A 22,700-nucleotide genomic window follows, 5' to 3' on the forward strand; every position below is an offset into this window, starting at 1 on the left:
TTTCTAATAAAATTAACCCTGTTTGTTTTTGGTTTGCAATTAAGCAAAGCAATTAACTAGCAACTTGAATTAATTATCAAAAAATACCCAAAAAATAATGGGTAAAGCTTCTTTTTAAAATTTATAGCGTATTTTTTGTTTTAGATCTCTGCGCAAATTATTTGATAAACTTTAATCAGGCTCTTTTTTTTGTTTCAAAAAACAAGTCTCTAATGTTCTCTAATGTTAGAACAATTTTTGTTCTATACCAATTAACTTATAAAGAACAACAAAAAGCCTGCAATTGCGTAACTTTACAATATGTGGTACAATAATATTCTAGAAACGATCGGGAACACTCCTTTGGTAAAGCTCAATAAATTAACCAAAGATATAGAGGCAACTGTTCTCGCTAAAATAGAAACTACCAATCCTGGGAATTCTATAAAAGACAGAATGGCCATTAAAATGATAGAGGATGCTGAAAGAAATGGCAAATTAAAACCCGGCGGAACCATTATTGAAGGTACCTCTGGAAATACCGGAATGGGCTTGGCCATCTCAGCCGTAATAAAAGGGTATAAATGTATTTTTACAACCACAGATAAGCAATCTAAAGAAAAAGTAGATGCTTTAAAAGCATTTGGTGCCGAGGTAATTGTTTGCCCAACAGATGTGGAACCAGAAGATCCCCGTTCTTATTATTCGGTTTCCACACGTTTAGAACGAGAAACACCAAATTCTTGGAAACCAAACCAATACGATAACCTTTCAAATTCTGCGGCACATTATGAACAAACAGGGCCAGAGATTTGGGAGCAAACCGAAGGGAAAATTACACATTTAGTAGTTGGGGTGGGTACCGGGGGTACAATTTCTGGAACCGGAAAATATTTGAAAGAGAAAAACCCCAATATCAAACTTTGGGGGATTGATACCTACGGATCGGTATTTAAGAAATATAAAGAAACAGGTATTTTTGATGAGAAAGAGGTTTATCCTTATATTACCGAGGGGATAGGAGAAGATTTTTTGCCCAAAAACGTGAATTTTGATTTGATCGATAGGTTTGAAAAAGTAACTGATAAGGATGCTGCCTTAATGACAAGGGAAATTGCCCGTAAAGAAGGAATATTTGCCGGTAACTCTGCCGGTGCCGCAATTGCCGGTTTGTTGCAGTTAAAAGAGCATTTAAAGCCCCAAGACTTGGTAGTGGTAATTTTTCATGATCACGGCTCGCGGTATATGGGAAAAATGTTTAATGACGATTGGTTAAGAGAACGCGGTTTTTTAGAAGATGAAAAGCTTACCGCAAAATCTATTTTAGCCAAAAGAGAGCCTCAAGAAATGGTTACCATTGATAGTGAGAAAACCGTTTTAGAAGCAATTAATACCATGAAAGCGTTGTATATCTCTCAAATACCCGTTACACAAAAAGGGATGGTTATTGGGCGAGTTACAGAAAGCGATATTTTAAATGCCTTGTTAGAAAATCCTGCTATAAAATCATCTAAGGTATCTAGCATCCAAACGGCGTCTTTTCCTTTTGTAGATCTAAATACGTCTATCGATAAAATATCTGGACTGATAAATAAGGAGAATTCTGCAGTTTTGGTAGAAGATATTGACGGGAAAATAGAAATTATTACCCAATATGATATTATTGGGGCTATATCTGGCTAAAAGCAAGTCAATTTTTTCGAAAGATTTAGCAGGCACCTAATTTTTGGTGTTTGCATTTTGTTTTTTAATTGATACCTTGTGGCTAGCAATACAGAGTAGAAAATGAAAACACTTAAATCATATTATTTATTTGGAATGTTTATCATTTTGGCTGCCCATACAGTAATTCTTGGTACGATGTTGGCTAATGAAAAAAAAGTTAAAGCAAGCGAGGATAATAAAAACAACAATGTTTTTTACCCTAAAAACAGTATAAAATTATATCCCAGCAATGATAGATATACCGATTCCCTTTTAAAAAGGCATCAGGTATTTGTAAAAGAATTTGTACTAAAGTAGTAAAATACTGGCTCACATCAAGATCTTGAATTCTTTTTATTTAAAGATGATTGATGTGAGCCTTTCCATCAGTCTAAGTTTTGCTCAATCGCAAATTTTACCAATTCCGCAGTATTCTTAACCTCAATTTTTTTGATAATATTATTTCTGTGCGTATCTATCGTGAAAGTAGAAAGAAATAGCTTTTCAGCGATTTTTTGATATTACATAAAGTAGATTTTTTCTGCATAAATAGAAAACACCCATTTTTTACTTGAATTCAAGCTTCGATTTTACTCCCTTGAAGTTTTATTAGAATGCTCTTACCATCAAATTGTGGCATATCCAACTCTATGACAGCAATATCTGCGGTTAAGTTGCAGATATAATCTATTAAAGATTAACATCATTAAAAATAGCTTTAACGTTTAAATCCCCATCATCATTAAGGAGATGTTTGCTAAACCTTAAGCAAATAGCTTATGGTCATCCATAATAACAATATTAATCACGAGGCTGCTTTAAGGTTTAAAAATATAAGCCTAACCCGATCAGCAGGTAATTACAAATTATTTTCTTTAGCGGTAATTTCTGCAATATCTAACACTTCTATTTCTTGTTCTTTGTTAAAATGCTTTACGCCATCGTTCATCATGGTCATACAGAACGGACAACTAACTGCCAAAACGTTTGCTTTAGATTCAAGAACATCTTCCATCCGTTCAATATTTACATCTTTTTTACCATTTTCTGGTTCTTTAAACATTTGTGCGCCACCCGCACCGCAGCACAAACCGTTAGATTTACATCTTTTAAGTTCTACCAAATCGGCATCTAAAATCTCTAATGCTTTTCGGGGTGCTTCATAAACACCGTTTCCTCTCCCTAAGTAACATGGGTCGTGAAAAGTTATTTTTTTCCCTTTAAAATTCCCACCTTCTGCTTTCAGTTTTCCATCATTAATCAGTTCTTGGATCAATTGCGTGTGATGGATAACTTCATAATTACCGCCTAAGCCCGGATATTCATTTTTAATGGTGTTAAAACAATGCGGGCAAGCGGTTACTATTTTTTTAACATCGTAACCATCCAAAACTTGGATATTAACCATTGCCTGCATCTGGAAAAGGAATTCGTTTCCTGCTCTTTTTGCTGGATCGCCAGTGCAACTTTCTTCGGTACCTAAAACGGCAAATTTAATACCTACATGGGTTAATATCTTAGCGAAAGCCTTGGTAATGCGTTGCGCCCTTTCATCATAACTACCAGCACAACCAACCCAAAAAAGTATTTCTGGTTTTTCTCCGGCGGCCATCATTTCTGCCATTGTTGGTATTTTTATAGTTGAGTTCATTGGTTCACTATTATTTAAGTTAATCAGTAAAAAAGTTCGTTTATCACTATTGAGATGAGTTTATTTGTTTTTAGTTATTTGCTTTAACGATTGGAACGGCATCCTTGCCTGTTTTTCGGGCAGGCTTTTTTGCCTTTTATCATTTATCAAATGGCAATAGAGATATAGTGTAATCCGCCAGCTGGTGGATAAAACGCCCAAATTCTATTCCTTTTCTGCCCAGTTTAATCTATCTGCTGGAGAGTATTTCCATGGAGCCCCATTATTTTCTACATTAGAGAACATGGCGTTCAAACTGCCGGTTACCTTAGATTCTTCCATTACCGCATACCTTCTCAAATCTATGATGATAGAAAGCGGATCAATATTTACAGGGCAAGCTTCTACGCAAGCGTTGCAGGTAGTACAAGCCCAAATTTCTTCCCTAGAAATAAAATCATCTAACAATGTTTTGCCATCATCATAACCTTTGCCATGCTTTTCTGTGTTTTTGCCCACTTCATCTAATCTGTCTCTGGTATCCATCATAATCTTACGAGGTGAGAGCAATTTGCCGGTTTGGTTTGCAGGGCAAACGGAAGTACACCTGCCGCACTCTGTGCAGGTATAAGCATTCATTAGTTGCACCCAATTCAAATCTTGCACATCCTTTGCCCCGAAACGTCCGATAGCATCTGCTGGAGGAGGCGCAAAAGAAGGGTCTAGCATGGCTTTGACCTCATTGGTTACGGCATCCATATTATTGAATTTGCCTTTATTATTAAGGTTGCTGTACCAAGTATTGGGAAATGCCAAAATGATATGGAAGTGCTTTGAGAAAGGTAGGTAGTTTAAAAAAGCCAATATGCCTAGGATATGGAACCACCAGCAGCTTCTTTCTATTATTTCTAAAGACGATGCCGAATTGGGCAACAAACCAACTAAAAAACCAGAAATAGGAAAGCTGCCCGCTTTAATATAATGAGAGTAACCCAATATTTGTAATTTATGATCGGCGGCATTCATGGTTAAGAAAGCTAACATTAACAATACTTCTATCAATAAAATATAGAGGGCATCTGATTTTGGCCAAGCTGTCATTTCTACCCCAGAGAATCTTTTTAAGCCAATTATTAGCCTTCTGGCTAAAAACACCAGTACCCCAATTAAAACTAGCAAGGCTAAAATCTCGAAAGAACCGATCAGGAAATTATAAAAACCGCCCAAAAATGAGAATATGCGATGTGTGCCAAATATCCCATCGATGATGATTTCTAATACTTCTAAATTGATGATGACAAAACCAACATATACAAATATGTGCATGATCCCTGCCACAGGCCGAACCACCATTTTACTTTGGCCCAAGGCTATTTTAGCCATTATACGCCATCTTTCTTTAGGGTTATCTGATCTATTGATGCTTTTCCCTAAGTTGATGTTGCGTATGATTTTTCTGACTTGCAGCGTAAAGCATACAACGGCAGCAATAAATATTAAAGAAAAAATAATTTGGCTTATCATATATTGGCTTTATGGGTAGCTAAGATAAAGAAACAAGATTAGAAAATTTACTATGCAAGCATAATATTTTTTATTTAATTCAAAATTAGCATTAGTATAGAATTTAATTGGTTGATTTTTAATTAATTGAGTTTTTGCTTGTTTTGAAGCCGTGATTTTTGATAAAAGAATTTGCTTTTTAACAAAAAGAGCCTACATTTGCAATCCCTAACAATTACCATTAGGGAATGGTAGGGTGCCTTAGCTCAGTCGGTAGAGCAAAGGACTGAAAATCCTTGTGTCGCTGGTTCGATCCCAGCAGGCACCACAAAAAAAGCCTCAATCGTTAGATCTGGGGCTTTTTTGTTGGCCTCTGTTATTCCCATAAATTCCATTTTACCGTGTTTTCAATTTTAAGCTTTAGCAAAACTTTATCCTTTAAAGGGGAAAAAGAAAGGTATAATAACCACTAAAATTGCCATTAATATAAAGGTTAAAATACCCCCAACCTTAACAAAATCAAAAAATTTGTATTTGCCTGGGCCATATACCAAAATACAGGAAGGTTCAAAAGGGGTAAGCATAGATACCGATGCGGAAAGCATAATGGCAATGGCAAAAGTGAGTGGGCTTACACCCAATTGGTGTGCAGTTTGTAAACCGATGGGCAACACTACTAAAGCCGCGGCAGCATTACTTAAGGGTTGGGTAAGTAACACGGTAAGGATTATAAAGCCACTTAAAATACCATAAGTGCCCATAGGTTGGAAAATAGCGATGATATAGTCTGCAACAAATTTATCTGCTCCGGTTTTTGTCATGGCAATTCCAAAGGCACTCATCCCACCAATTAAAACCAGCAAACGCCAATCTATATCATCGTAAATTTCTTCTGGGTTTATGCACCTAAAGGCCACGGTTAACAATGCGCCTATCAAAAATGATATAGATAAAGGAAGCATGCCGGTTGTACCTAAAATTATGGATAAGGCGAAGAACAGAAGTGTAAAGATCCCTTTTCTTTTTAAGTGAAGGTTTGGTTTATAATCTTCTAAAATAATAAAATCGTCTTCGTTGGTCCTTATTAGATCTATGCTTTCTTTTTGGCCTTGTACCAAAATTAGGTCTCCAACCTTTAGCTTTAGTTTACCAATTTTTTCACGCATGGTTTTCCCTTTTCTGTAAATGGCCAAGATCCCCAGGCCGTAGCGTTGCCTAAAATTGATGCGCTCTATAGTGTTTCTTAAAGTTTCGGATCCCCCAACTACCATTAATTCGGCTAGATGCAATTCGTTTTCTTCACTATCTAGGCCTAATAGATCTGCTTTAATTTCTACACCTTCTAGATCTTTTATCTTTAGAAGATCATCAACATTTCCTTTGATTAAAACTACGTCGTTTACATTTATCTTGGTAAACATATTGGGGACAAAATTCTGTTTATCACGGATGATAGAAACAATCGTAAAACCTTGTTTCGAGATATCAGAATCTGCTATCTTTTGCCCTATCATTGGCGATTTTTCTAAAACTACGGCCTCGCTCAAATATTTTCTTACGCTATAATCATCCTCTAGATCTTCTTTAGAATTAACTGGCAACAAACTTTGGCCAATTGTCATCATATATAAAATGCCAACGCCTAAAAGTACGAGGCCGATGGGTAAAAAATCGAACATTCCAATTCTTGGTAAACCTTGCTCGGCGATATAGCCGCTTACGGCAACATTGGTAGAAGTGCCAATTAAAGTACAAGTGCCACCCAAAATAGAGGCAAATGATAAAGGCATCAGCATCTTAGAAGGGGCAATGCCAGACATTTTAGACATCCCAATGGTGGGATTTAACATTAAGGCGGTTATTGTGGTGTTGTTCATAAACCCCGAAGTGAGGGCAGAAACAATCATCACAAAGAATAAGATAAGCTTTGGCGAATGTTTCTTGAAATTTACCAATCGGGCTATAAAAGTATCAATAACCCCGGTTTTCTTTAGCGCACCAACCATAATGAATATGGCGGCAAGGATGATGATGAAATCGCTAGAAAAACCATCAAAAGCTTCTTGTGGCGTGATGATTTTGAAGAGGCATAGCGCAATTAGGATAAAAACGGTAACCACATCAACGGTTACTATTTCTGTGGCAAAAAGGATTATTGCTAAAACTAATAATCCTAAGACTATGGCTATGCTCATGTAATTCTAAAGATTTGAATTTTGATTTAACAATTAATAAACCATAAATCAAAAAAAAACCCAAAACCGATTTAAAATATTGATTTTGAGTTTTTTATATTTTATCCAAAACGGATAAATTTCAATCTTAAGTTATACTTTATGTTCTTGGTGATAAATCACTAGATCATCAATAGGGGTGCGTAAAATCTTACCCATTTTCATTCCGTACTCTAGGGCGGTTTCTTCTAAAACGTTTCTAAAGTTATAAGCAACAGAACCTATGCAATTAAATTCGTAATCTTGGTAGTTGGGGTAATGGCTCACTAAATTCTCGAAAAAATCTTTAAATGATGTTTTTACTATGTTTCTAGAGTACTCTATATTTACCGTAATATCATAAACAAATTTGCTGAAACTTGCGCAAAATCTATTGGGCAATGGTTTTTTATAGATAGCTTCTAAAATATCATCCGGGGTAAGCTTAAAGGTTTCCCAAAAAGAATCCCTAACGTTTTTGGGCATATAACCCCTTAAATAATCGCTCAATAATTTTTTGCCGATGTAACAACCGCTTCCCTCATCTCCTAAGATATAGGCTAAAGAATCTATGTTCATCTCTAATCCTTCCCCATCATAGATACAAGTATTTGTGCCGGTGCCTAAAATTGCAGCAAAACCCCTTTTGTTCCCTAGTAATGCTCTTGCTGCGGCCATTAGATCGTGGTCTATATGTACTTTTGCTTTTTTAAATATAACTTCCATCGCTTTGGCAACAACTTCTGCTTTTTCTTCATTATGTACACCTGCGCCATAATAATGCACCTCTGTGATTTTATCTATGGGTAAATCTGAAGGCATATTTTTATTCATAGAATCTATAATATATTCTGTATCAGAAAAATAGGGGTTATAACCTTCGGTATGAAACATTATTTTTTTACCGCTTTCATCAATTAAGCACCAACTTGTTTTAGTGGAGCCGCCGTCTGCTATTAAAATCATTTTAAATTTATTAGGTGGTCTAAATTAACAAAATCTTCTTATTGTACAAATTACACTAAGTAGGTTTTTTTGTTTTATCAAGATATAAAAAAAATCTCTTTTTAGATAAAAAAACTTGATTGGGCATTTGTTGCGATCTTTAGTTAAAAAGGCATTGGTTTAATCCTTTTGCTAAAATATCCCTTCTCAATTTTTTTCCTATAAAAACCAGTTTGGTTTCTCTTGTTTCATTATCCTGCCATTCATCCCCATCAATAAAAACCGGTGCGGCTTTTACTGATTGTACGATTAATCTCTTGGTTAAACCTTCAATATTTAATATCCCTTTTATCCTATAAAAAGAGCCTCCTTGTATAAATAGCATTACCGTTAAATAATGCCTCAATTTTATCAGATCAAAGCTTTCTTTAATAATAAAGCTTTGTGAAGCGATTTCGTTGTGGTGATTTTCTAGCTTTGCAGCAAGGATATTTGGTTTTTTTGATGAGCCGATGCCCAAGCGAAAAGGATTTTTTACTTTTTCATAAGCTTTTAAATTTAGCAGTTCTTTTGTATCGATTTTGGCAAAATCTGTAAAAGCGGTTGCCGCAAATGGGTTAACCTGTTGTATAATCTTTTTAACATTATGGATAAAACCCTTGTCAAACTCTGCACATTTATTAAACACCATATAATCTGCAAAAGCAATTTGTTTATTGGCTTCCTCATCAACACCCAAAACATCCAAAACGTTCTTTACATCTACCAAACAAACCGTCCCGTCTAATTTAAAGGCAGTTTGTACGTTAAAATCTTTCATAAAAGTTGCTGCAACGGCACTTGGATCTGCAATACCCGTGGTTTCTATAATTAAATGGTCGTAATGGTATTTTCCGGTAACCAGCTTGTTTAAAACCTCAAACAAATCTCCGTTTAACGAGCAACATATACAACCATTAGAAAGTTCGAATATATTCTCATCGGTTTTTATAACCAGCTCACTATCAATATTTATTTCTCCAAACTCATTTTCAATTATCGCAAATTTGATATTGGGGTTTTCTTTGATGATATGGTTTAGCAGGGTGGTTTTACCCGCACCCAAAAAACCAGTTAAAATAGTTACGGGAACTTGTTTAATTGCCATTTGCAAATATAGCATAGCGCATTAGAATACAGATCAATTAATTTTAGTATCGTATAGCCCTCAACTAAAAATTATTTACATTTGGAGTTACCTATATAGCAAATATGCCCAATATTAAACCTTTTAAAGCAATTTTACCTCCTCAAAACAAAGCGGCAGATGTTGTGATAGGGCTAGAGAACTTAACAATTTCATCTGCAAAGGTAATAGGTGCCTTAAACCCCTCTAGTTTTGTGCATTTATTGGTCCCAAAGATTGAGAACTATTATTTGCGAGGCTCTAAACAAGAGATAGCATTTAAGAAAATAGCAGAAAACTTTGATGATTTTATCCAAAACGGAACATTAGTGAGAGACCGTACAGAATCTATTTATATTTATGCTAAAACTTATAAAGGCAAGACTAAAACAGGGATCTGGGCAGTCTCTAACATAGAGGATTACCTTTCTAACAATATCAAAAGGCATGAATTAACACGCATAGAACGTGAAAAAGGTTTAGTAGAATATTTGCAGCAAACTGGTTTAGATGCAAATCCGGTTTTGATTACCTATGCTAAAAATGATGATTTAGACCAAATTATAGAAAAGGAAAAATTAAAACCTGCTGATCTAGATTTTTTTATAACTGATGAACAGCATCAAATCTGGAAGGTCTGTGATAGCGATATTGTTCTTGAGATCCAATCAATTTTTGCACAAATGCCAGCAACTTATATTGCTGATGGGCATCATAGGGCCGCAGCGGCCTGCAGCTTTGGCCAGCAGCGTAGGGTATTAAACCCTAAACATCAAGGCACAGAGGAATATAATTATTTTTCATCAGTTTACATTAGCGCTGATCAGTTAGAGATCCTCCCATTTCATCGTTTCCTGAAACTAAACCATCTATTTGACCATATAGAAATACTTGAATTTCTTAAGGCAAATTTCGAGATCAAAGAGATAGATAAACGGGATATCATCCCCAAAAAAGAACATTTAGTTGGGTTTTACTATCAGCAAAAAGCTTATCAGGTAAATCTAAATAGTTTTTTAAACAAAAATATTTTGCATGATTTGGATGTTAGCCTTTTACAAGAATTGATCTTGAAGCCACTATTTAACGTGGAAGACCCACGTGAAGACGAAAAGCTTTATTTTTTGGGAGGCAAAATAGATATAGAGCTTCATTTGCAAATGATCGATAGCGGAAAATTTGATCTGGCTTTCTTCCTTTATCCAACTTCTGTAAATGATCTGATACAAATTGCTAATTTAGGGGGTACAATGCCACCAAAATCAACTTGGTTTGAACCTAAATTTTTAGCAGGTTTGGTAACGCATGAGATTGATTAATCCAAAGACTTTAATAAAACCCAATACCTATAAGCAATTAAAGCTTGTTCAATTTTGGTAAGTTTTAAAGGGTCTTTTTTAGAAAGTTTTGGTAAAACTTTCTTATTTAGGTTGTTAAGGGCTTTAAAAACAAACTTCATAACAGCTATAGTTCAAAAATCATTCCTTTTTTAGGGATAATAACCTCCAAATTTTTCTCCTCTAAGCTTTGTTTTAAAGCATCCATGCTATCGGGATCGCCGTGTACCAAAAACACTTTTTTTAGATAATTATTTGGAATAGCGGTAACATAATCAAGTAAATCTTGATGATCGCCATGGCCACTTAATAGATCGGTTTTTTTGATGGTTGCAAAAACAGAAAGCTCTCTCCCATTGATATTTACGATGGAATCTCCACGCAATAATCTATGCCCTAAGGTTCCCTTTGCACAATAACCGATAAAAAAAATGGTTGCATAAAAATTTTGGATGTTGTAAAACAAATGATCTTGTATTCTCCCGCCTTCTAACATCCCTGCAGAGGAAATAATGATGCAAGGCTCAAAATGATCAGAAATTTCTTTGCTTTCTTTTAATTCTTTAACATAGCTGAGGTTTTCAAACTCAAACCCATCGCCTTTATCTTTATAAAAAGAACGGGATTCTTGGCTCACAAATCTGTGGTGCTTTCTATAGGTCTGTGTGGCCATGGTTGCCATTGGGCTATCAACAAAAACAGGGATGGGGGGCAACTCTCTATCGGTAAAAATTTTGTTTAAAGAAAACACCAAAGATTGCGTACGCCCAACAGAAAACGCAGGAATAATCAATCTGCCTTTTTGGGCAATACAAGCTTCTTTAATAGTTTTGATTAAAACATCCCTTAACTTTTCTTTATCAGAATGTAAACGCCCACCATAAGTAGATTCACATACTAAAAACTGCGTTTCTGGCAAATATTCTGGATCGTTTAAAACAGGATAGTCCTTTCTGCCAATATCGCCTGTAAAGGCAATGGTTTTAGTTTTTCCGTTTTCTGTAATGGTAAAATGGGCCGCTGCCGCACCCAATAAATGCCCAGTTGGTATCAGCTTAAGCGTAATGTTTTTATTGATCTCAAAAGCTTTATTAAAAGGGATGGTTATAAACCTTTCTGCGGTATCATTTACGTGTTTTTGTAAATAAAGAGGTTGCACATTATTGAAAGCCCTGTTTTTATTGCGATGGAATTTTCTGTGACGCTTAGATTTGTCCTGCTTTCTCATAAAAATATTCACAGAATCTGAAAGTAATAGTTGGGTTAGATCTGCAGTGGGGTAGGTGCATAAAATCTGTCCCTCAAAACCGTTTTTTACCAAGGTTGGTAAATTGCCGCTATGGTCTATATGGGCATGGGTTAAAACCACAACATCGATATCTGAAGGATTAAACGGGAAATTTTCGTTTTGGCCCAATTCTACGCCGCCCTCATAATCAAGGCCGCAATCAATCAAGATCTTATAGCTATCTATTTCTAAAAGGTGCATACTTCCCGTAACTTGTTCGGCAGCACCCCATACGGTTAGTTTCATTTTGGTATTTTAAAAAAGCATTACAATTTTAGAAATCAAATGTTTTTGTAAAGCCGCATCAGGTCTTCGGCAATTTTTTCTTCCCTAAAGTTTAAAGCATATTCTTTGCCCTCTAAGATCATTTTTTCTTGTAGTATTTCATCGTTCCAAACCTTTAAAATGGCTTTGGCTAATTCGGTTTCGTTATCTGGGGAAACATAAATCGAATGGTTTCCGCCAGCTTCTTCTAAACAAGAACCTGTAGAGGCAATTACGGGTATTCCGCAATTTAGAGCTTCTAAAATAGGTATCCCAAAACCTTCAAAGCGTGAAGTATAAATAAATATCTTGGCTAATTGATAAATGCTAGGTAAATCATTAAAAGGTACATCACACAATATCTTAACCCTATTTTGCAATTGATTTTTTTCAATAAAATTGTTGATCGTTGTAAAATACCCTGTTTTTTTCCCAATTAAAACCAACTGAAAACTCTTTGGCAATTGCTTCAATGATTTTAATATCAAGAGTTGATTTTTACGTTCTTCTAAAGTGCCAACGCATAACAAAAAATCAGTAGGCAAATTGTATTTTACGGTAATTGTTTTTTTAGCTTCCGCTGATATTGGCTCATAAAAAGCAGGATCACAACCTTGGTAAATTACCTTTATTTTTTGCTCATCCGTACCAAAAAAATGGATGATGTCTCTTTTTGTTTGCTCGCTTATGGCGATAATCTTATCGGCATTTTTACAAGCAGACCGAAATTTAAGACCATAGATTTTTCTATCCAGATATTTAAAGTAGTGAGGAAAGCGCAAAAAAATAAGATCATGTATGGTAACAACAGATTTGATATTTGCTTGCTTTAAACCTTTAGGCAATTCATGGCTTAAACCATGGTATAGTTCAATTTTATCTTTAATCAAATCTTTTACAACGCCTTTGCTACGCCAATAAGATCTTAGAAAACTGATTGGCGCAGTTCTGATGCGCACATTTTTTAAACCGAATAAAACACTTGTCCGTAGGTTGTTAGCGGCTTTTGGTGCGTAAAGAAAATATTTGTTTTGAGGTTGATGATCAGACAAAGTTTTGATCACAAAACGAGCATAATTACCCAAACCAGTAAAATTTTGGAAAGCCCTTTTAGCCTCAAATCCGATTTTCATGTATTTTATGGAGAAAGGTAAAAGGTTTAAGATCTAAGGCGTTCAAAACCTTAAACCTTTTACCTTACACCAAATATCTTATTTAAACTGCCACATTATGCTCTCTTAAAGCATCGTTAAGTGAGGTTTTTTTATCTGTTGATTCCTTTCTTTTCCCGATGATCAGGGCGCAAGGCACTTGGTACTCGCCGGCAGGGAATTTTTTGGTATAAGAACCAGGGATAACAACAGAGCGTTCTGGCACTACCATTTTATGTTCTATCGGTTCTGGGCCGGTAACATCAATAATTTTTGTGGAAGCTGTTAATACTACGTTTGCGCCTAAAACCACTTCTTTCTCTAGCCTAACGCCCTCTACAACAATGGCCCTAGAGCCTAAAAAACAGCCATCTTCTATAATAACAGGTGCAGCTTGCACAGGCTCTAAAACGCCGCCAATACCAACGCCACCGCTCAAATGTACATCTTTGCCAATTTGCGCACAAGAACCAACGGTAGCCCAAGTATCAACCATGGTTCCGCTATCTACATAAGCACCAATGTTTACATAAGAAGGCATCATAATTACCCCTTTTGCCAAATATGCGCCATAGCGGGCTAACCCATGCGGTACAACCCTAACGCCCGTTTTTTTGAAATCGGTTTTCAATTTCATTTTATCATAAAAAACAAAAGGGCCAACCTTAATCTCTTCCATCTCTCTGATAGGGAAGTACATGATTACGGCTTTCTTGATCCAATCGTTTACATGCCAAATGGTGCCTACCTTTTCTGCAACCCTAAGTTCGCCAATGTCTAATCTATAAATTATGCGTTCTATGGTATCAATATATTCTTTAAAATTGAGCAGGTTTCTATCGTCCCATGCTTCTTCAACGGCTTTTTTTAATTCGGCTATCATGCTAATTTTTTGTTTTGGTGCAAATTAAAGGTTTTTTTGCCAATGAAGGGAATTTTGCTTTATTTTTGGATGCAATGGCAGAAAAATTAAGGATCGATAAATATTTATGGTCGATAAGATTATTTAAAACACGTTCTTTAGCTACCGATGCTTGTAAAGCAGGAAGGGTTAAAAAAGAAGGCACCAATATAAAGCCGAGCCATGAAGTAAAAGTTGGTGAGGTTTACCAGGTTTCTAAGGCCATAGAAAAGAAAACCATCAAAGTTTTAGAATTGTTGCCAAGCCGTGTAGATGCAAAAAAAGCGGTTTTGGCTTACGCCGATTTAACGCCGCCAGAAGAAACCGCAAAATATAAATCGATGTTCCACTCACCGGTATTAAAAAGAGATAGGGGCACCGGAAGGCCAACTAAAAAAGACCGCCGTGATATTGACGAGTTAAGTGATGGTTTTTTTGGGGATGATGAAGATTAAAAAATGTGATATAATAAACCTGTGTTTTGGGCGCAACCGTGATGAAAAATTGGGGTGGGGCTATACAATCAATCTTTTTGTTAGAAACAAAAAGCCTGCCCTAAAAACAGGCGGTGATTTCTGCTGCTATCCCTTACGTAGTAAAGCTTTCCATAATTTTTAAACTTAATAACGCATCTTTTAAAGAACAAGGATTTTCTTCTTTGCCCAAAAAATGCTTTACTGTTTTCTTAATCATATTTTGTTGTATATGATATGGGTTTTCAAAACTAAAAACTTCCGTTTGCCCGTTTTTTACCAAAGCCATTTCATTACCAAAGAAAGAGAATATTATTTTCCCCTGGCTCCCAATAATCTCACATTGTTCAATCTCATTATCAGGATGAGCGTTAAAATTCCAAATCCCATTAAAAACAATATCTTTTTTAAAAAGCATTTGCCCAATGGTTACATCATCAGCAGCGGTTTTTCTGGTCTGGTTTACAGAAAACCCAAAACTCTTTTCTGGGGCACCAAATATTTGTACCAAAATATCTAGTTGGTGCGGAGCCAGGTCATAAAACAAACCACCGCCAGAAATCTCTGGGTTCAGTCGCCAATTTTCATCTGTTTTGGCGATCATCTCAGAATTGGGTTTTTGCAAAAGTTTTAAATCTATCAGCCTAACATCGCCAATTATTTGATGATCAATAAGTTCTTTTAGTTTTATAAATAGGGGTAAAGCTCTTCTATAATGAGCCACGGTAACTTTTTTGCCAGTTTGTTTTTCTACCTCGATCATTCTGTTTAATTCTGCAACATTTAACGCTACTGGTTTTTCTATGTAAACATTTTTACCGGCCTTCATCGCTTGTATGGCAAATTCTTTATGAAAGGATGGGGGTGTTGCTATATAAATCGAATTGATTTTATCATCATTCATCAGATCATCAGCGGAAGCGTAAAATTTTTCTATTTGATGCCTCTTGGCGTAATCAGCAGCTTTTTCTGCATTGCGGCGCATTACCGCTTCAATTTTAGAATTGGCAACCTTGTTAAAAGCCGGGCCGCTTTTTACCTCGGTTACATCGCCGCAACCCAATATTCCCCAAGTTATATTTTCCATGTTTTGTTTTTTAGTATCAAGATTTGAGTATCTAGTATCAAGATGATGAAGCGAGAATTAAGAATCAAGATTCAAGTATCGAGATTCAAGAAGAAAATAGATTAACCTAAAACTTTGAACTTTCAACCTAAAACCTTATACCTTCAACCTTCAACCTAAAACCTTCAACCTTATACCTAAAACCTTCAACCTAAAACCTTATACCTAATAATCCACTTTATTCACGCATTTCTCCCATAGATTAAATGCTTCAATGGCTTCGCTTGCGAGAATTTGTTCAGATTTCAATTTCCTGTCTTGAGGTTTTAAATCTAACTCATCGTAGATAAAAGCATCATCAAAACCAACTTTTGCGGCATCTCTTTTTGTGTTTGCATAATACATTTTATCTAGCCTGGCCCAATAAATTGCACCTAAACACATTGGGCAGGGTTCGCAGCTGGTATAAATAATGCAGCCTTCTAAATTAAAAGTGTTCAGTTTTTTACAGGCCAACCTAATTGCCGCAACTTCTGCATGGGCGGTTGGATCGTTTGTAGTGGTAACCGTATTAGCGCTTTTGGCAATAATTTCTCCGTTTTTTGTAATCACCGCCCCAAATGGCCCGCCTAGGCTTTTTTCTACATTTTCATGTGATAGCGCTATGGCCAACCTCATAAACTCTTGATGTTTTTCCATAATTAAAATTCAAAAAAAAAGCCTAGCTCTTGCTAGACTTTTAAAATTATCAGCTACAAAACTATTTTTTTTCTTTTTTGTAAGCCTCGTTTAAGCCAGCAATTACTTCTTTGGTAACGTCTAAGCTTTCATCGGCAAATAAGATGGTACTGTTTCCTTTAGAGTAAGTTAACACCATTTTGTATCCTTTATCCTTTGCATGTACCTTTAGGTATTCGGCTACTTTATTGTACAACTTTTCGTTTTCTTGTGCTTCTTCATTTTGCAAGGCAGAACCCGCATTTTGTTGGTAGGTTTGTAATTCTTGTTGTTTACGGGCCAAGCGTTGTTCTGTTTGCTGTCTCTGGTCGGCACTCATATCTTTAGCACCTTGTTGGTAAGCCGCAACCTCACGTTGAAATGCCGTTCCTTTATCTTTTAAATCTGCTTCTGCTTGTTTAGATTTTCCTTCAAACTTAGCTTTGATCTCTTTAAAATATTCATAATTGGTTAATAACGAATCGGAATTAACATATACGATACCACCTGTGGCACTTACTGCATTTTCTTTTGCTTCGGGTTTAGAAGCGTCTGCTGTTTTAGGCACTGGTTTGTTACAAGCTGCAACGGCTATAATTAAAGTTAATCCTACACCAGCCTTGCCAATTTTTAAAAAAAATTTATTCATTTGATATTTTGATTTTGCGCAAATATAATCATTTGTTCAATAGTTCATTAATCAATAGTTTATTAGGTAAATCGAGTAGGTTGGGATAGCAATTGAGCTAACTTATTATAGAAACCTTTCAATACTACGTGGTAAGAGCATAATAACATCGCTAAGGCATAAATTATTAATGGCAACAAATGATGGCCATAAAAAAAGGCCCTAGTTTTTACCAGGGCCTTTACCAATGCTTTTGAAAAATTATGCTAATTGGGTATCCAATTTACCAGCTAAAACAGATTTTGGTACTGCCCCAATTTGCTTATCTACAATTTCGCCGTTTTTAAAGAACAATAAAGCAGGGATATTGCGAATACCGTAGTTCATAGATATTTGAGGGTTATGATCTACATTTACTTTCCCAACAACGGCCTTCCCATCATATTCTTTAGCTAATTCTTCTACAACTGGCCCAACCATTCTGCAGGGGCCGCACCATTCTGCCCAAAAATCTACCAGTACGGGTTTATCTGATTTTAAAACTAACTCATCAAAGTTAGCGTCTGTTATTTCTAATGCCATGATATAAATTTTAAAAAATGATGTTCAAATATAACGCCATTAGTTTAACCCACCAAATAGATAAAAGCGATTTACAAATAGTATTAGACTATTGTTTTTGGCGCAACCTTTGATTTATTTGATCTAAATTGCACATCATTGAACAAATACCTAAAACTAAGTCTTAAAATATTTGCCTGGATCGTAGGCTCCATCATTGGGCTTTTTCTGTTGATAGTGGTGTTGATACAAGTCCCTGCTTTTCAAAACATCATCAAAAACAAGGTGGTAACCTTTTTAGAAGGTAAATTTAAAACTCCCGTAAAAATTGATAAGATAGAAATTGGCTTGCCTAAAAAGTTAGTGCTTCGCGGCTTTTACTTTGAAAGCCAAACCAAAGATACCTTGTTGGCCGGGGATAAATTGGCGGTAGATATTTCATTGTTCAAAATACTGGACAATCAAATCGAGATCAACTCTCTAGACCTAGAAGGCATTGTAACCAATATTAAAAGAAACCAAGATTCTGTTTTCAATTTTGATTACATGATAAAGGCTTTTGTGAGCGGCCAAACCAAACCTGCCGCACCAACCGATACTTCGGCAGCCATGAAGTTTTCTATCAATAAAATAAATCTCGATAAAATTAGGGTTCGTTTTAATGATGCCATCACCAAAAATAATGTGGACGTTTATTTGAACCATTTTGATACCAACATCAAAAAATTTGATCTTGATAGCATGGATTTTAAAATCCCTAAAATCACTTTAAGCGGTTTAAATGTTAAGTTAAAACAAGGGTTAGTGGCGCAAACTGCAAAAATAACCGTTGCCGTGGCAGATTCTGCGGCTTCTTCGCCAGATTTGAAATTGGATATTGGCACAGTTGATCTGCAAAAAATTGTTTTGGCTTACAACAATGCAGGTTCTAAGTTGATCACCAATTTAAACCTTGGAAAATTACTGGTCAATTTTAACCAGATCAATCTTAAAAAACAGTTAATAGATATTAAATCTGTTGAATTTACCGATACTAAAGGTAATTTGATTTTGGGCAAAGAAGAAAAAGCAGCAGTAAAAAATGCAATCTCGGCCGGTACTTCTGCCCAAGCAACAAACGCTAATTGGAAAGTAAACCTAAACAACGCCGATTTCAGTAATATCGCTTTCGCTTTTGACGATATGAATGCCCCACGCCAAAAGAAAGGAATGGATTTTATGCACTTAGATCTAAAGAACATCAATTTAAGTGCTGATAATTTTTATTACAGTTTAGATACCATTTCTGGCGGTATCAATAAATTTACGATGCAAGATAAAAGTGGTTTAAATGTTCAGGAGTTAAAAACCAATTTTTATTACGGGCCTAAAAATGCTTTCCTTAAAAATCTATACTTAAAAACACCCCAAACTTTATTGAAGGATGAAATAATTGTTAAATATCCTTCTGTTGCGGCATTGTCTAAAACCCCTGGAGACCTGTACATAGATGCCAACATCAACGGAAGTAAATTGGGCTTTAAAGATATTTTATTGTTGGTGCCAACATTATCTACAACTGCCCCTTTTAATACCATGCCCAACGCGGTAATGCGTATCAATAGCAAAGTAATTGGGAAGGTTAAAGATTTACATATCCCTAAACTAGAGATTTCTGGCATCGGGAACACGAGGATTGCGGCAAGTGGCAACATTAAGGGTTTGCCCGATGTTAATAAAGCTTATTTTGACTTACAGATCAAAGACTTTAGATCTACCGCAAAAGATATCAATGCCTTTGTGCCAAAAGGAACTATCCCCACTAATATCCAATTGCCATCTTCATTTGGTGCGAAGGGATTTTTTAAGGGAGGTATCGATAATTTTAATACCAATTTGGCTTTGGCAAGTAGTTATGGATCTGCCAAAATTAAAGCAAGTTTTGATCAGCGGGTTAAGAACAGCGAAAAATACCAGGCTGTTGCCGATATTAATAATTTTGATGTTGGTAAATTGATAAAGAATGATTCTATCGGTAAAATCAGTTTAAGAGCCAATATAAAAGGCATCGGGCTTGACCCAAAAACTGCCAACGCTACTTTAAACGGTACACTGATAAAAGCCGAATACAATAAATACACCTATAAAAATTTAGCATTAAAAGGGAATATCGCAAACGGTTTGTTTAAGGCTGCCGCCGATATGAAGGACCCCAATCTTTATTTTGATTTAGCTGCAAACGGCAGTTTTACAGGGAAATATCCGGCTGTAAAGATGAAATTGAACTTGGATAGCGTAGATCTAAAGGCATTAAACTTATATAGCACCCCGCTTAAAGTGAGGGGTGTTGTTGATGCTGATATAAAAACTGCCGACCCCAATTATTTGAACGGAAGTATTTATTTGACAAAATTACTGATCGCAGACGATAAACAACGTTATCAATTAGATTCTGTGAAGGTAATATCATCGGCTACGGCCAACAAAAACAGTTTAAAGCTTACTTCACAGATTTTATCTGCAAGTTTAGAAGGCAAATATCAGTTGACCGAGGTAGGAACTGCTTTAAGCAATACGATATCTAAATATTACGATACCGGGACTTCCACTACCAAACCCGATACTTTAAAAGCGCAACAATTTGCTTTTACATTAAACGTATCAGACGATCCTATTCTTTATTCTTTGGTGCCATCATTAACCAGGATACAACCTATTGCAATAAAAGGAAGGTACAACAGCAGAGGCGATACCTTGACGGTAAACGGTACCATGCCTAAAATTATTTACGCCGGGAACACCGTTACCAACGGAAGATTAAATATTAAAACTGATAGTTCTGCTTTAAAATATAGTTTGTTGTTTGATCAGATTAAAAGCGCTTCGTTACAATTGAATAAAACAAGTTTAACTGGCCAGCTTAAAAACAACCTATTAGATTATCGTTTACAGGTATTGGACAAAGCCGATAAAGAGCAATATTTAATTGCCGGAAATTTAAAGGCATTACCAAATAGCGATAGCGAGTTTAGGTTAAATTTAGATGGTTTAAAATTGAACTATCAACCTTGGAAAGTAAGTAATGATAATGTGATAAAATTTGGTGCAAACGGGATCAATGCCAATAACTTTGTGCTTAGCAATGCGGGTCAGTCTATAAAAATACAATCGCAACAAACATCGGCAAACTCGCCTTTGGCCATAGATCTAAGCAATTTCAAGATAGAAACCATCACCAACATCATTTCAAAAGATTCTTTATTGGCGGGTGGGGTTATCAACGGGAATATTGTAGCTAAAAATTTAGCTGCTACACCAACTTTCAATGCCGATTTGAACATCAAGGATTTCAATTTTATGACGGATACCGTTGGTAATGTTGCCGTAAAAGTGAACAACAATACTCCAGACGTATTCAACGCCGATGTTGCCATTACCGGTAACGGAAACCAAGTAAATTTAACCGGTTTATACAACACCAGCAGCAGTAGTTTTGATATGAATTTGGATATGCAAAGGCTAAACCTTAAAAGCATACAAGGCTTTACCTTGGGCAACATCACGGATGCCAAAGGTTTTTTAAACGGTGCTTTTACCATAAAAGGAACTACAACCGCACCGCAAGTTTTAGGGGATGTGGCTTTTAATAATGCCGCTTTTAGGGTAACCCCGCTAAATTCTTATTTTAAAGTTGGCACAGATAAGATCGTTTTTAATGGGGATGGGATTTTGTTTAATCAATTTTCTTTGGCAGATTCTGCCGATAATAAACTATCGCTTAACGGAGCCATTTATACCAAAACATTCACAGATTTTAGGTTTAACCTAGAGGTTAAGGCAAAAAACTTTATGGCCGTAAATTCTACCGAAAAGGATAACGACCTTTATTATGGTAAACTGTTTTTTGATACCAAATTGCGCATCAAAGGAGATTTGAACAACCCTTTGATTGATGGGAATTTGAAAATCAATAAAGACACTAAACTTACCTTGGTGCTGCCACAGTCTGATCCGGGCATTGCAGATAGGGAAGGGATAGTAGAATTTATTGATCAAGATGATCCAGCGTTTAACAAAGCCTTTGTTTTACCAGATTCTTTAAATAAAACCAAGGTTACCGGGATCAATCTATCCATGAACATAGAAGTTGATCCTGAGGCAGAGCTAACCGTGGTAATAGATAAAGGGAACGGAGATTTTGTGAAATTAAGGGGGCAGGCTAATTTAAGTGCCGGCATTGATCCATCTGGTAAAATAAGCTTAACGGGTAAATATGAATTGCAAGAGGGTTTTTATGAAATGTCTTTCAATTTTATCAAACGTCAGTTCCAGATCCAGAAAGGAAGCACCGTTCTTTGGACGGGCGATCCACTATCCGCAAATTTAGATGTTACCGCAATTTACGTAGCTGAAACCGCACCCATAGATCTAGTTAGCGATCAGTTAGGTTCAGAAAATCAAGCACAAAGAAATACCTATAAGCAAAAACTGCCTTTCAATGTGTTATTGATGATGAAAGGCGAATTATTAAAGCCCGAGATTTCTTTTGATGTTACCCTGCCAGATGGTAATTATAATGTCCCAACAGATGTTCTATCAACCTCAAGAACCAAATTGGCGCAACTAAGGGAACAACCTTCAGAATTGAACAAACAGGTTTTTGCACTTTTATTATTGAACAGGTTTATTGGCGAGAATCCGTTTGCAAGCGAAGCAGGTTCTGGCGGGGCGCAAACTTTGGTAAGGCAAAGCGTAAGTAAAATTATCTCGCAACAATTGAATGATCTTGCCGGCGATTTGATCGGCGGCGTAAACCTGAATTTTGATTTGCAATCTACTAATGATTACTCAACAGGGAACCGCCAAAACAGAACCGATTTAAACGTTGGGCTTTCTAAAAGTTTGTTAAATGATCGGTTAAAAGTAACCATTGGCAGTAGTTTTGGATTAGAAGGGCCGCAACAAAGCAACCAAAAATCAAATAATATTGCTGGCGATGTTTCGGTAGATTACTCGTTATCTAAAGACGGTAGGTATTTGCTGAGGGCTTATCGTAAAAACCAATACCAAGTGGCGTTACAAGGGCAAGTGATAGAAACAGGCTTGGGCTTTATCATCACTATGGATTATAACAAGTTTAAACAACTGTTCGAGAAATCGAAACAACAGAAAAAAGATAAAGAACAATAAAACACA

General features: G+C 36.0%; 19 protein-coding genes and 1 tRNA gene. 6 read left to right on the forward strand and 14 right to left on the reverse strand.

The features are described from left to right. The first annotated feature begins 300 nt into the window (after positions 1-300). Both I5M32_RS06625 and I5M32_RS06630 read left to right on the forward strand, forming a co-directional pair. Entirely contained in the window at positions 301-1,662 is a 1,362-nt protein-coding gene (locus I5M32_RS06625; RefSeq protein WP_200585414.1) for a pyridoxal-phosphate dependent enzyme, read from the forward strand. A gap of 102 nt (positions 1,663-1,764) precedes the next feature. Further along, complete coding sequence (locus I5M32_RS06630; RefSeq protein WP_200585415.1) at positions 1,765-2,001, forward strand: hypothetical protein; 237 nt, start codon at positions 1,765-1,767, stop codon at positions 1,999-2,001. 68 nt (positions 2,002-2,069) lie between these two features. On the opposite strand, the gene I5M32_RS16995 is transcribed toward I5M32_RS06630, so the two are convergent. The 3 genes from I5M32_RS16995 to I5M32_RS06645 form a co-directional block, all read right to left on the reverse strand. Beyond that, positions 2,070-2,195, reverse strand: coding sequence for a LuxR C-terminal-related transcriptional regulator (locus I5M32_RS16995; RefSeq protein ID WP_200585562.1), 126 nt, complete (start codon positions 2,193-2,195; stop codon positions 2,070-2,072). Positions 2,196-2,542: 347 nt separating this feature from the next. Then, positions 2,543-3,334: a (Fe-S)-binding protein gene (locus tag I5M32_RS06640; protein ID WP_200585416.1), complete on the reverse strand. Its 792-nt coding sequence runs from the start codon at positions 3,332-3,334 to the stop codon at positions 2,543-2,545. A gap of 204 nt (positions 3,335-3,538) precedes the next feature. Beyond that, the gene (locus I5M32_RS06645) at positions 3,539-4,837 is read right to left on the reverse strand and encodes a (Fe-S)-binding protein (RefSeq protein ID WP_200585417.1); all 1,299 of its coding nucleotides are present in this window, start codon (positions 4,835-4,837) and stop codon (positions 3,539-3,541) included. 234 nt (positions 4,838-5,071) lie between these two features. On the opposite strand from I5M32_RS06645, the gene I5M32_RS06650 reads away from it, so the two are divergent. Continuing rightward, a tRNA-Phe gene (locus tag I5M32_RS06650) sits at positions 5,072-5,144 on the forward strand. A 103-nt stretch (positions 5,145-5,247) separates the two neighbouring features. Here the strand turns inward: I5M32_RS06650 and I5M32_RS06655 are convergent. The 3 genes from I5M32_RS06655 to I5M32_RS06665 form a co-directional block, all read right to left on the reverse strand. Further along, the gene (locus tag I5M32_RS06655) at positions 5,248-7,011 is read right to left on the reverse strand and encodes an SLC13 family permease (RefSeq protein ID WP_200585418.1); all 1,764 of its coding nucleotides are present in this window, start codon (positions 7,009-7,011) and stop codon (positions 5,248-5,250) included. A gap of 132 nt (positions 7,012-7,143) precedes the next feature. Continuing rightward, entirely contained in the window at positions 7,144-7,995 is an 852-nt protein-coding gene (locus I5M32_RS06660; protein ID WP_200585419.1) for an N-acetylglucosamine kinase, read from the reverse strand. A 139-nt stretch (positions 7,996-8,134) separates the two neighbouring features. Continuing rightward, positions 8,135-9,121: a CobW family GTP-binding protein gene (locus I5M32_RS06665; RefSeq protein ID WP_200585420.1), complete on the reverse strand. Its 987-nt coding sequence runs from the start codon at positions 9,119-9,121 to the stop codon at positions 8,135-8,137. 104 nt (positions 9,122-9,225) lie between these two features. On the opposite strand from I5M32_RS06665, the gene I5M32_RS06670 reads away from it, so the two are divergent. Continuing rightward, positions 9,226-10,458: a DUF1015 domain-containing protein gene (locus I5M32_RS06670; RefSeq protein ID WP_200585421.1), complete on the forward strand. Its 1,233-nt coding sequence runs from the start codon at positions 9,226-9,228 to the stop codon at positions 10,456-10,458. Here I5M32_RS06670 and I5M32_RS06675 read toward each other — a convergent pair. The 4 genes from I5M32_RS06675 to I5M32_RS06690 all read right to left on the reverse strand — a co-directional run bounded on the left by I5M32_RS06675 (position 10,455) and on the right by I5M32_RS06690 (position 14,062). Further along, on the reverse strand, positions 10,455-10,598 hold the full coding sequence (locus I5M32_RS06675; protein ID WP_200585422.1) for a hypothetical protein: 144 nt from the start codon (positions 10,596-10,598) through the stop codon (positions 10,455-10,457). The two genes, I5M32_RS06670 and I5M32_RS06675, sit on opposite strands and share 4 nt — an antisense overlap. Positions 10,599-10,603: 5 nt before the next feature. Beyond that, positions 10,604-12,010, reverse strand: coding sequence for an MBL fold metallo-hydrolase RNA specificity domain-containing protein (locus tag I5M32_RS06680; RefSeq protein WP_200585423.1), 1,407 nt, complete (start codon positions 12,008-12,010; stop codon positions 10,604-10,606). Between the two features lie 35 nt (positions 12,011-12,045). After that, complete coding sequence (locus I5M32_RS06685) at positions 12,046-13,161, reverse strand: glycosyltransferase family 4 protein (RefSeq protein WP_200585424.1); 1,116 nt, start codon at positions 13,159-13,161, stop codon at positions 12,046-12,048. An 82-nt stretch (positions 13,162-13,243) separates the two neighbouring features. Further along, positions 13,244-14,062 carry a 2,3,4,5-tetrahydropyridine-2,6-dicarboxylate N-succinyltransferase gene (locus I5M32_RS06690; protein ID WP_200585425.1) on the reverse strand — a complete coding sequence of 273 codons (819 nt, stop codon included), beginning with the start codon at positions 14,060-14,062 and terminating at the stop codon, positions 13,244-13,246. Between the two features lie 74 nt (positions 14,063-14,136). Here I5M32_RS06690 and I5M32_RS06695 point away from each other — a divergent pair, with 74 nt between their 5' ends. Further along, positions 14,137-14,535 carry an RNA-binding S4 domain-containing protein gene (locus I5M32_RS06695; RefSeq protein ID WP_200585563.1) on the forward strand — a complete coding sequence of 133 codons (399 nt, stop codon included), beginning with the start codon at positions 14,137-14,139 and terminating at the stop codon, positions 14,533-14,535. 133 nt (positions 14,536-14,668) lie between these two features. Here the strand turns inward: I5M32_RS06695 and I5M32_RS06700 are convergent, their stop codons facing one another. The 4 genes from I5M32_RS06700 to trxA form a co-directional block, all read right to left on the reverse strand. Further along, a complete protein-coding gene (locus I5M32_RS06700; RefSeq protein WP_200585426.1) occupies positions 14,669-15,640 on the reverse strand; it encodes a Gfo/Idh/MocA family protein in 972 nt (323 codons plus the stop codon). 204 nt (positions 15,641-15,844) lie between these two features. Next, positions 15,845-16,318, reverse strand: a complete 474-nt coding sequence (locus I5M32_RS06705; RefSeq protein ID WP_200585427.1) for a nucleoside deaminase — start codon at positions 16,316-16,318, stop codon at positions 15,845-15,847. 61 nt (positions 16,319-16,379) lie between these two features. After that, complete coding sequence (locus tag I5M32_RS06710; protein ID WP_200585428.1) at positions 16,380-16,985, reverse strand: OmpH family outer membrane protein; 606 nt, start codon at positions 16,983-16,985, stop codon at positions 16,380-16,382. Positions 16,986-17,225: 240 nt separating this feature from the next. Then, complete coding sequence (trxA, locus tag I5M32_RS06715) at positions 17,226-17,546, reverse strand: thioredoxin (protein ID WP_200585429.1); 321 nt, start codon at positions 17,544-17,546, stop codon at positions 17,226-17,228. Positions 17,547-17,684: 138 nt separating this feature from the next. Between trxA and I5M32_RS06720 the strand changes: the two genes are divergently transcribed. Next, positions 17,685-22,694: a translocation/assembly module TamB domain-containing protein gene (locus tag I5M32_RS06720; RefSeq protein WP_200585430.1), complete on the forward strand. Its 5,010-nt coding sequence runs from the start codon at positions 17,685-17,687 to the stop codon at positions 22,692-22,694. Positions 22,695-22,700: the final 6 nt, after the last annotated feature.

This window comes from Pedobacter segetis (assembly GCF_016623585.1).
Taxonomy (GTDB): Bacteria; Bacteroidota; Bacteroidia; order Sphingobacteriales; family Sphingobacteriaceae; genus Pseudopedobacter; species Pseudopedobacter segetis.

Bases quoted from the DNA above. Each gene is read 5' to 3' on its own strand.
- I5M32_RS06670 (WP_200585421.1), top strand. From the start codon at position 9,226: ATGCCCAATATTAAACCTTTTAAAGCAATTTTACCTCCTCAAAACAAA.
- I5M32_RS06640 (WP_200585416.1), bottom strand. From the start codon at position 3,334: ATGAACTCAACTATAAAAATACCAACAATGGCAGAAATGATGGCCGCC.
- I5M32_RS06675 (WP_200585422.1), bottom strand. From the start codon at position 10,598: ATGAAGTTTGTTTTTAAAGCCCTTAACAACCTAAATAAGAAAGTTTTA.
- I5M32_RS06700 (WP_200585426.1), bottom strand. From the start codon at position 15,640: ATGGAAAATATAACTTGGGGAATATTGGGTTGCGGCGATGTAACCGAG.
- I5M32_RS06655 (WP_200585418.1), bottom strand. From the start codon at position 7,011: ATGAGCATAGCCATAGTCTTAGGATTATTAGTTTTAGCAATAATCCTT.
- I5M32_RS06630 (WP_200585415.1), top strand. From the start codon at position 1,765: ATGAAAACACTTAAATCATATTATTTATTTGGAATGTTTATCATTTTG.
- I5M32_RS06665 (WP_200585420.1), bottom strand. From the start codon at position 9,121: ATGGCAATTAAACAAGTTCCCGTAACTATTTTAACTGGTTTTTTGGGT.
- I5M32_RS06695 (WP_200585563.1), top strand. From the start codon at position 14,137: ATGGCAGAAAAATTAAGGATCGATAAATATTTATGGTCGATAAGATTA.
- I5M32_RS06645 (WP_200585417.1), bottom strand. From the start codon at position 4,837: ATGATAAGCCAAATTATTTTTTCTTTAATATTTATTGCTGCCGTTGTA.
- I5M32_RS06625 (WP_200585414.1), top strand. From the start codon at position 301: ATGTGGTACAATAATATTCTAGAAACGATCGGGAACACTCCTTTGGTA.
- I5M32_RS06710 (WP_200585428.1), bottom strand. From the start codon at position 16,985: ATGAATAAATTTTTTTTAAAAATTGGCAAGGCTGGTGTAGGATTAACT.
- I5M32_RS06680 (WP_200585423.1), bottom strand. From the start codon at position 12,010: ATGAAACTAACCGTATGGGGTGCTGCCGAACAAGTTACGGGAAGTATG.
- I5M32_RS06660 (WP_200585419.1), bottom strand. From the start codon at position 7,995: ATGATTTTAATAGCAGACGGCGGCTCCACTAAAACAAGTTGGTGCTTA.
- trxA (WP_200585429.1), bottom strand. From the start codon at position 17,546: ATGGCATTAGAAATAACAGACGCTAACTTTGATGAGTTAGTTTTAAAA.
- I5M32_RS06705 (WP_200585427.1), bottom strand. From the start codon at position 16,318: ATGGAAAAACATCAAGAGTTTATGAGGTTGGCCATAGCGCTATCACAT.
- I5M32_RS06685 (WP_200585424.1), bottom strand. From the start codon at position 13,161: ATGAAAATCGGATTTGAGGCTAAAAGGGCTTTCCAAAATTTTACTGGT.
- I5M32_RS06690 (WP_200585425.1), bottom strand. From the start codon at position 14,062: ATGATAGCCGAATTAAAAAAAGCCGTTGAAGAAGCATGGGACGATAGA.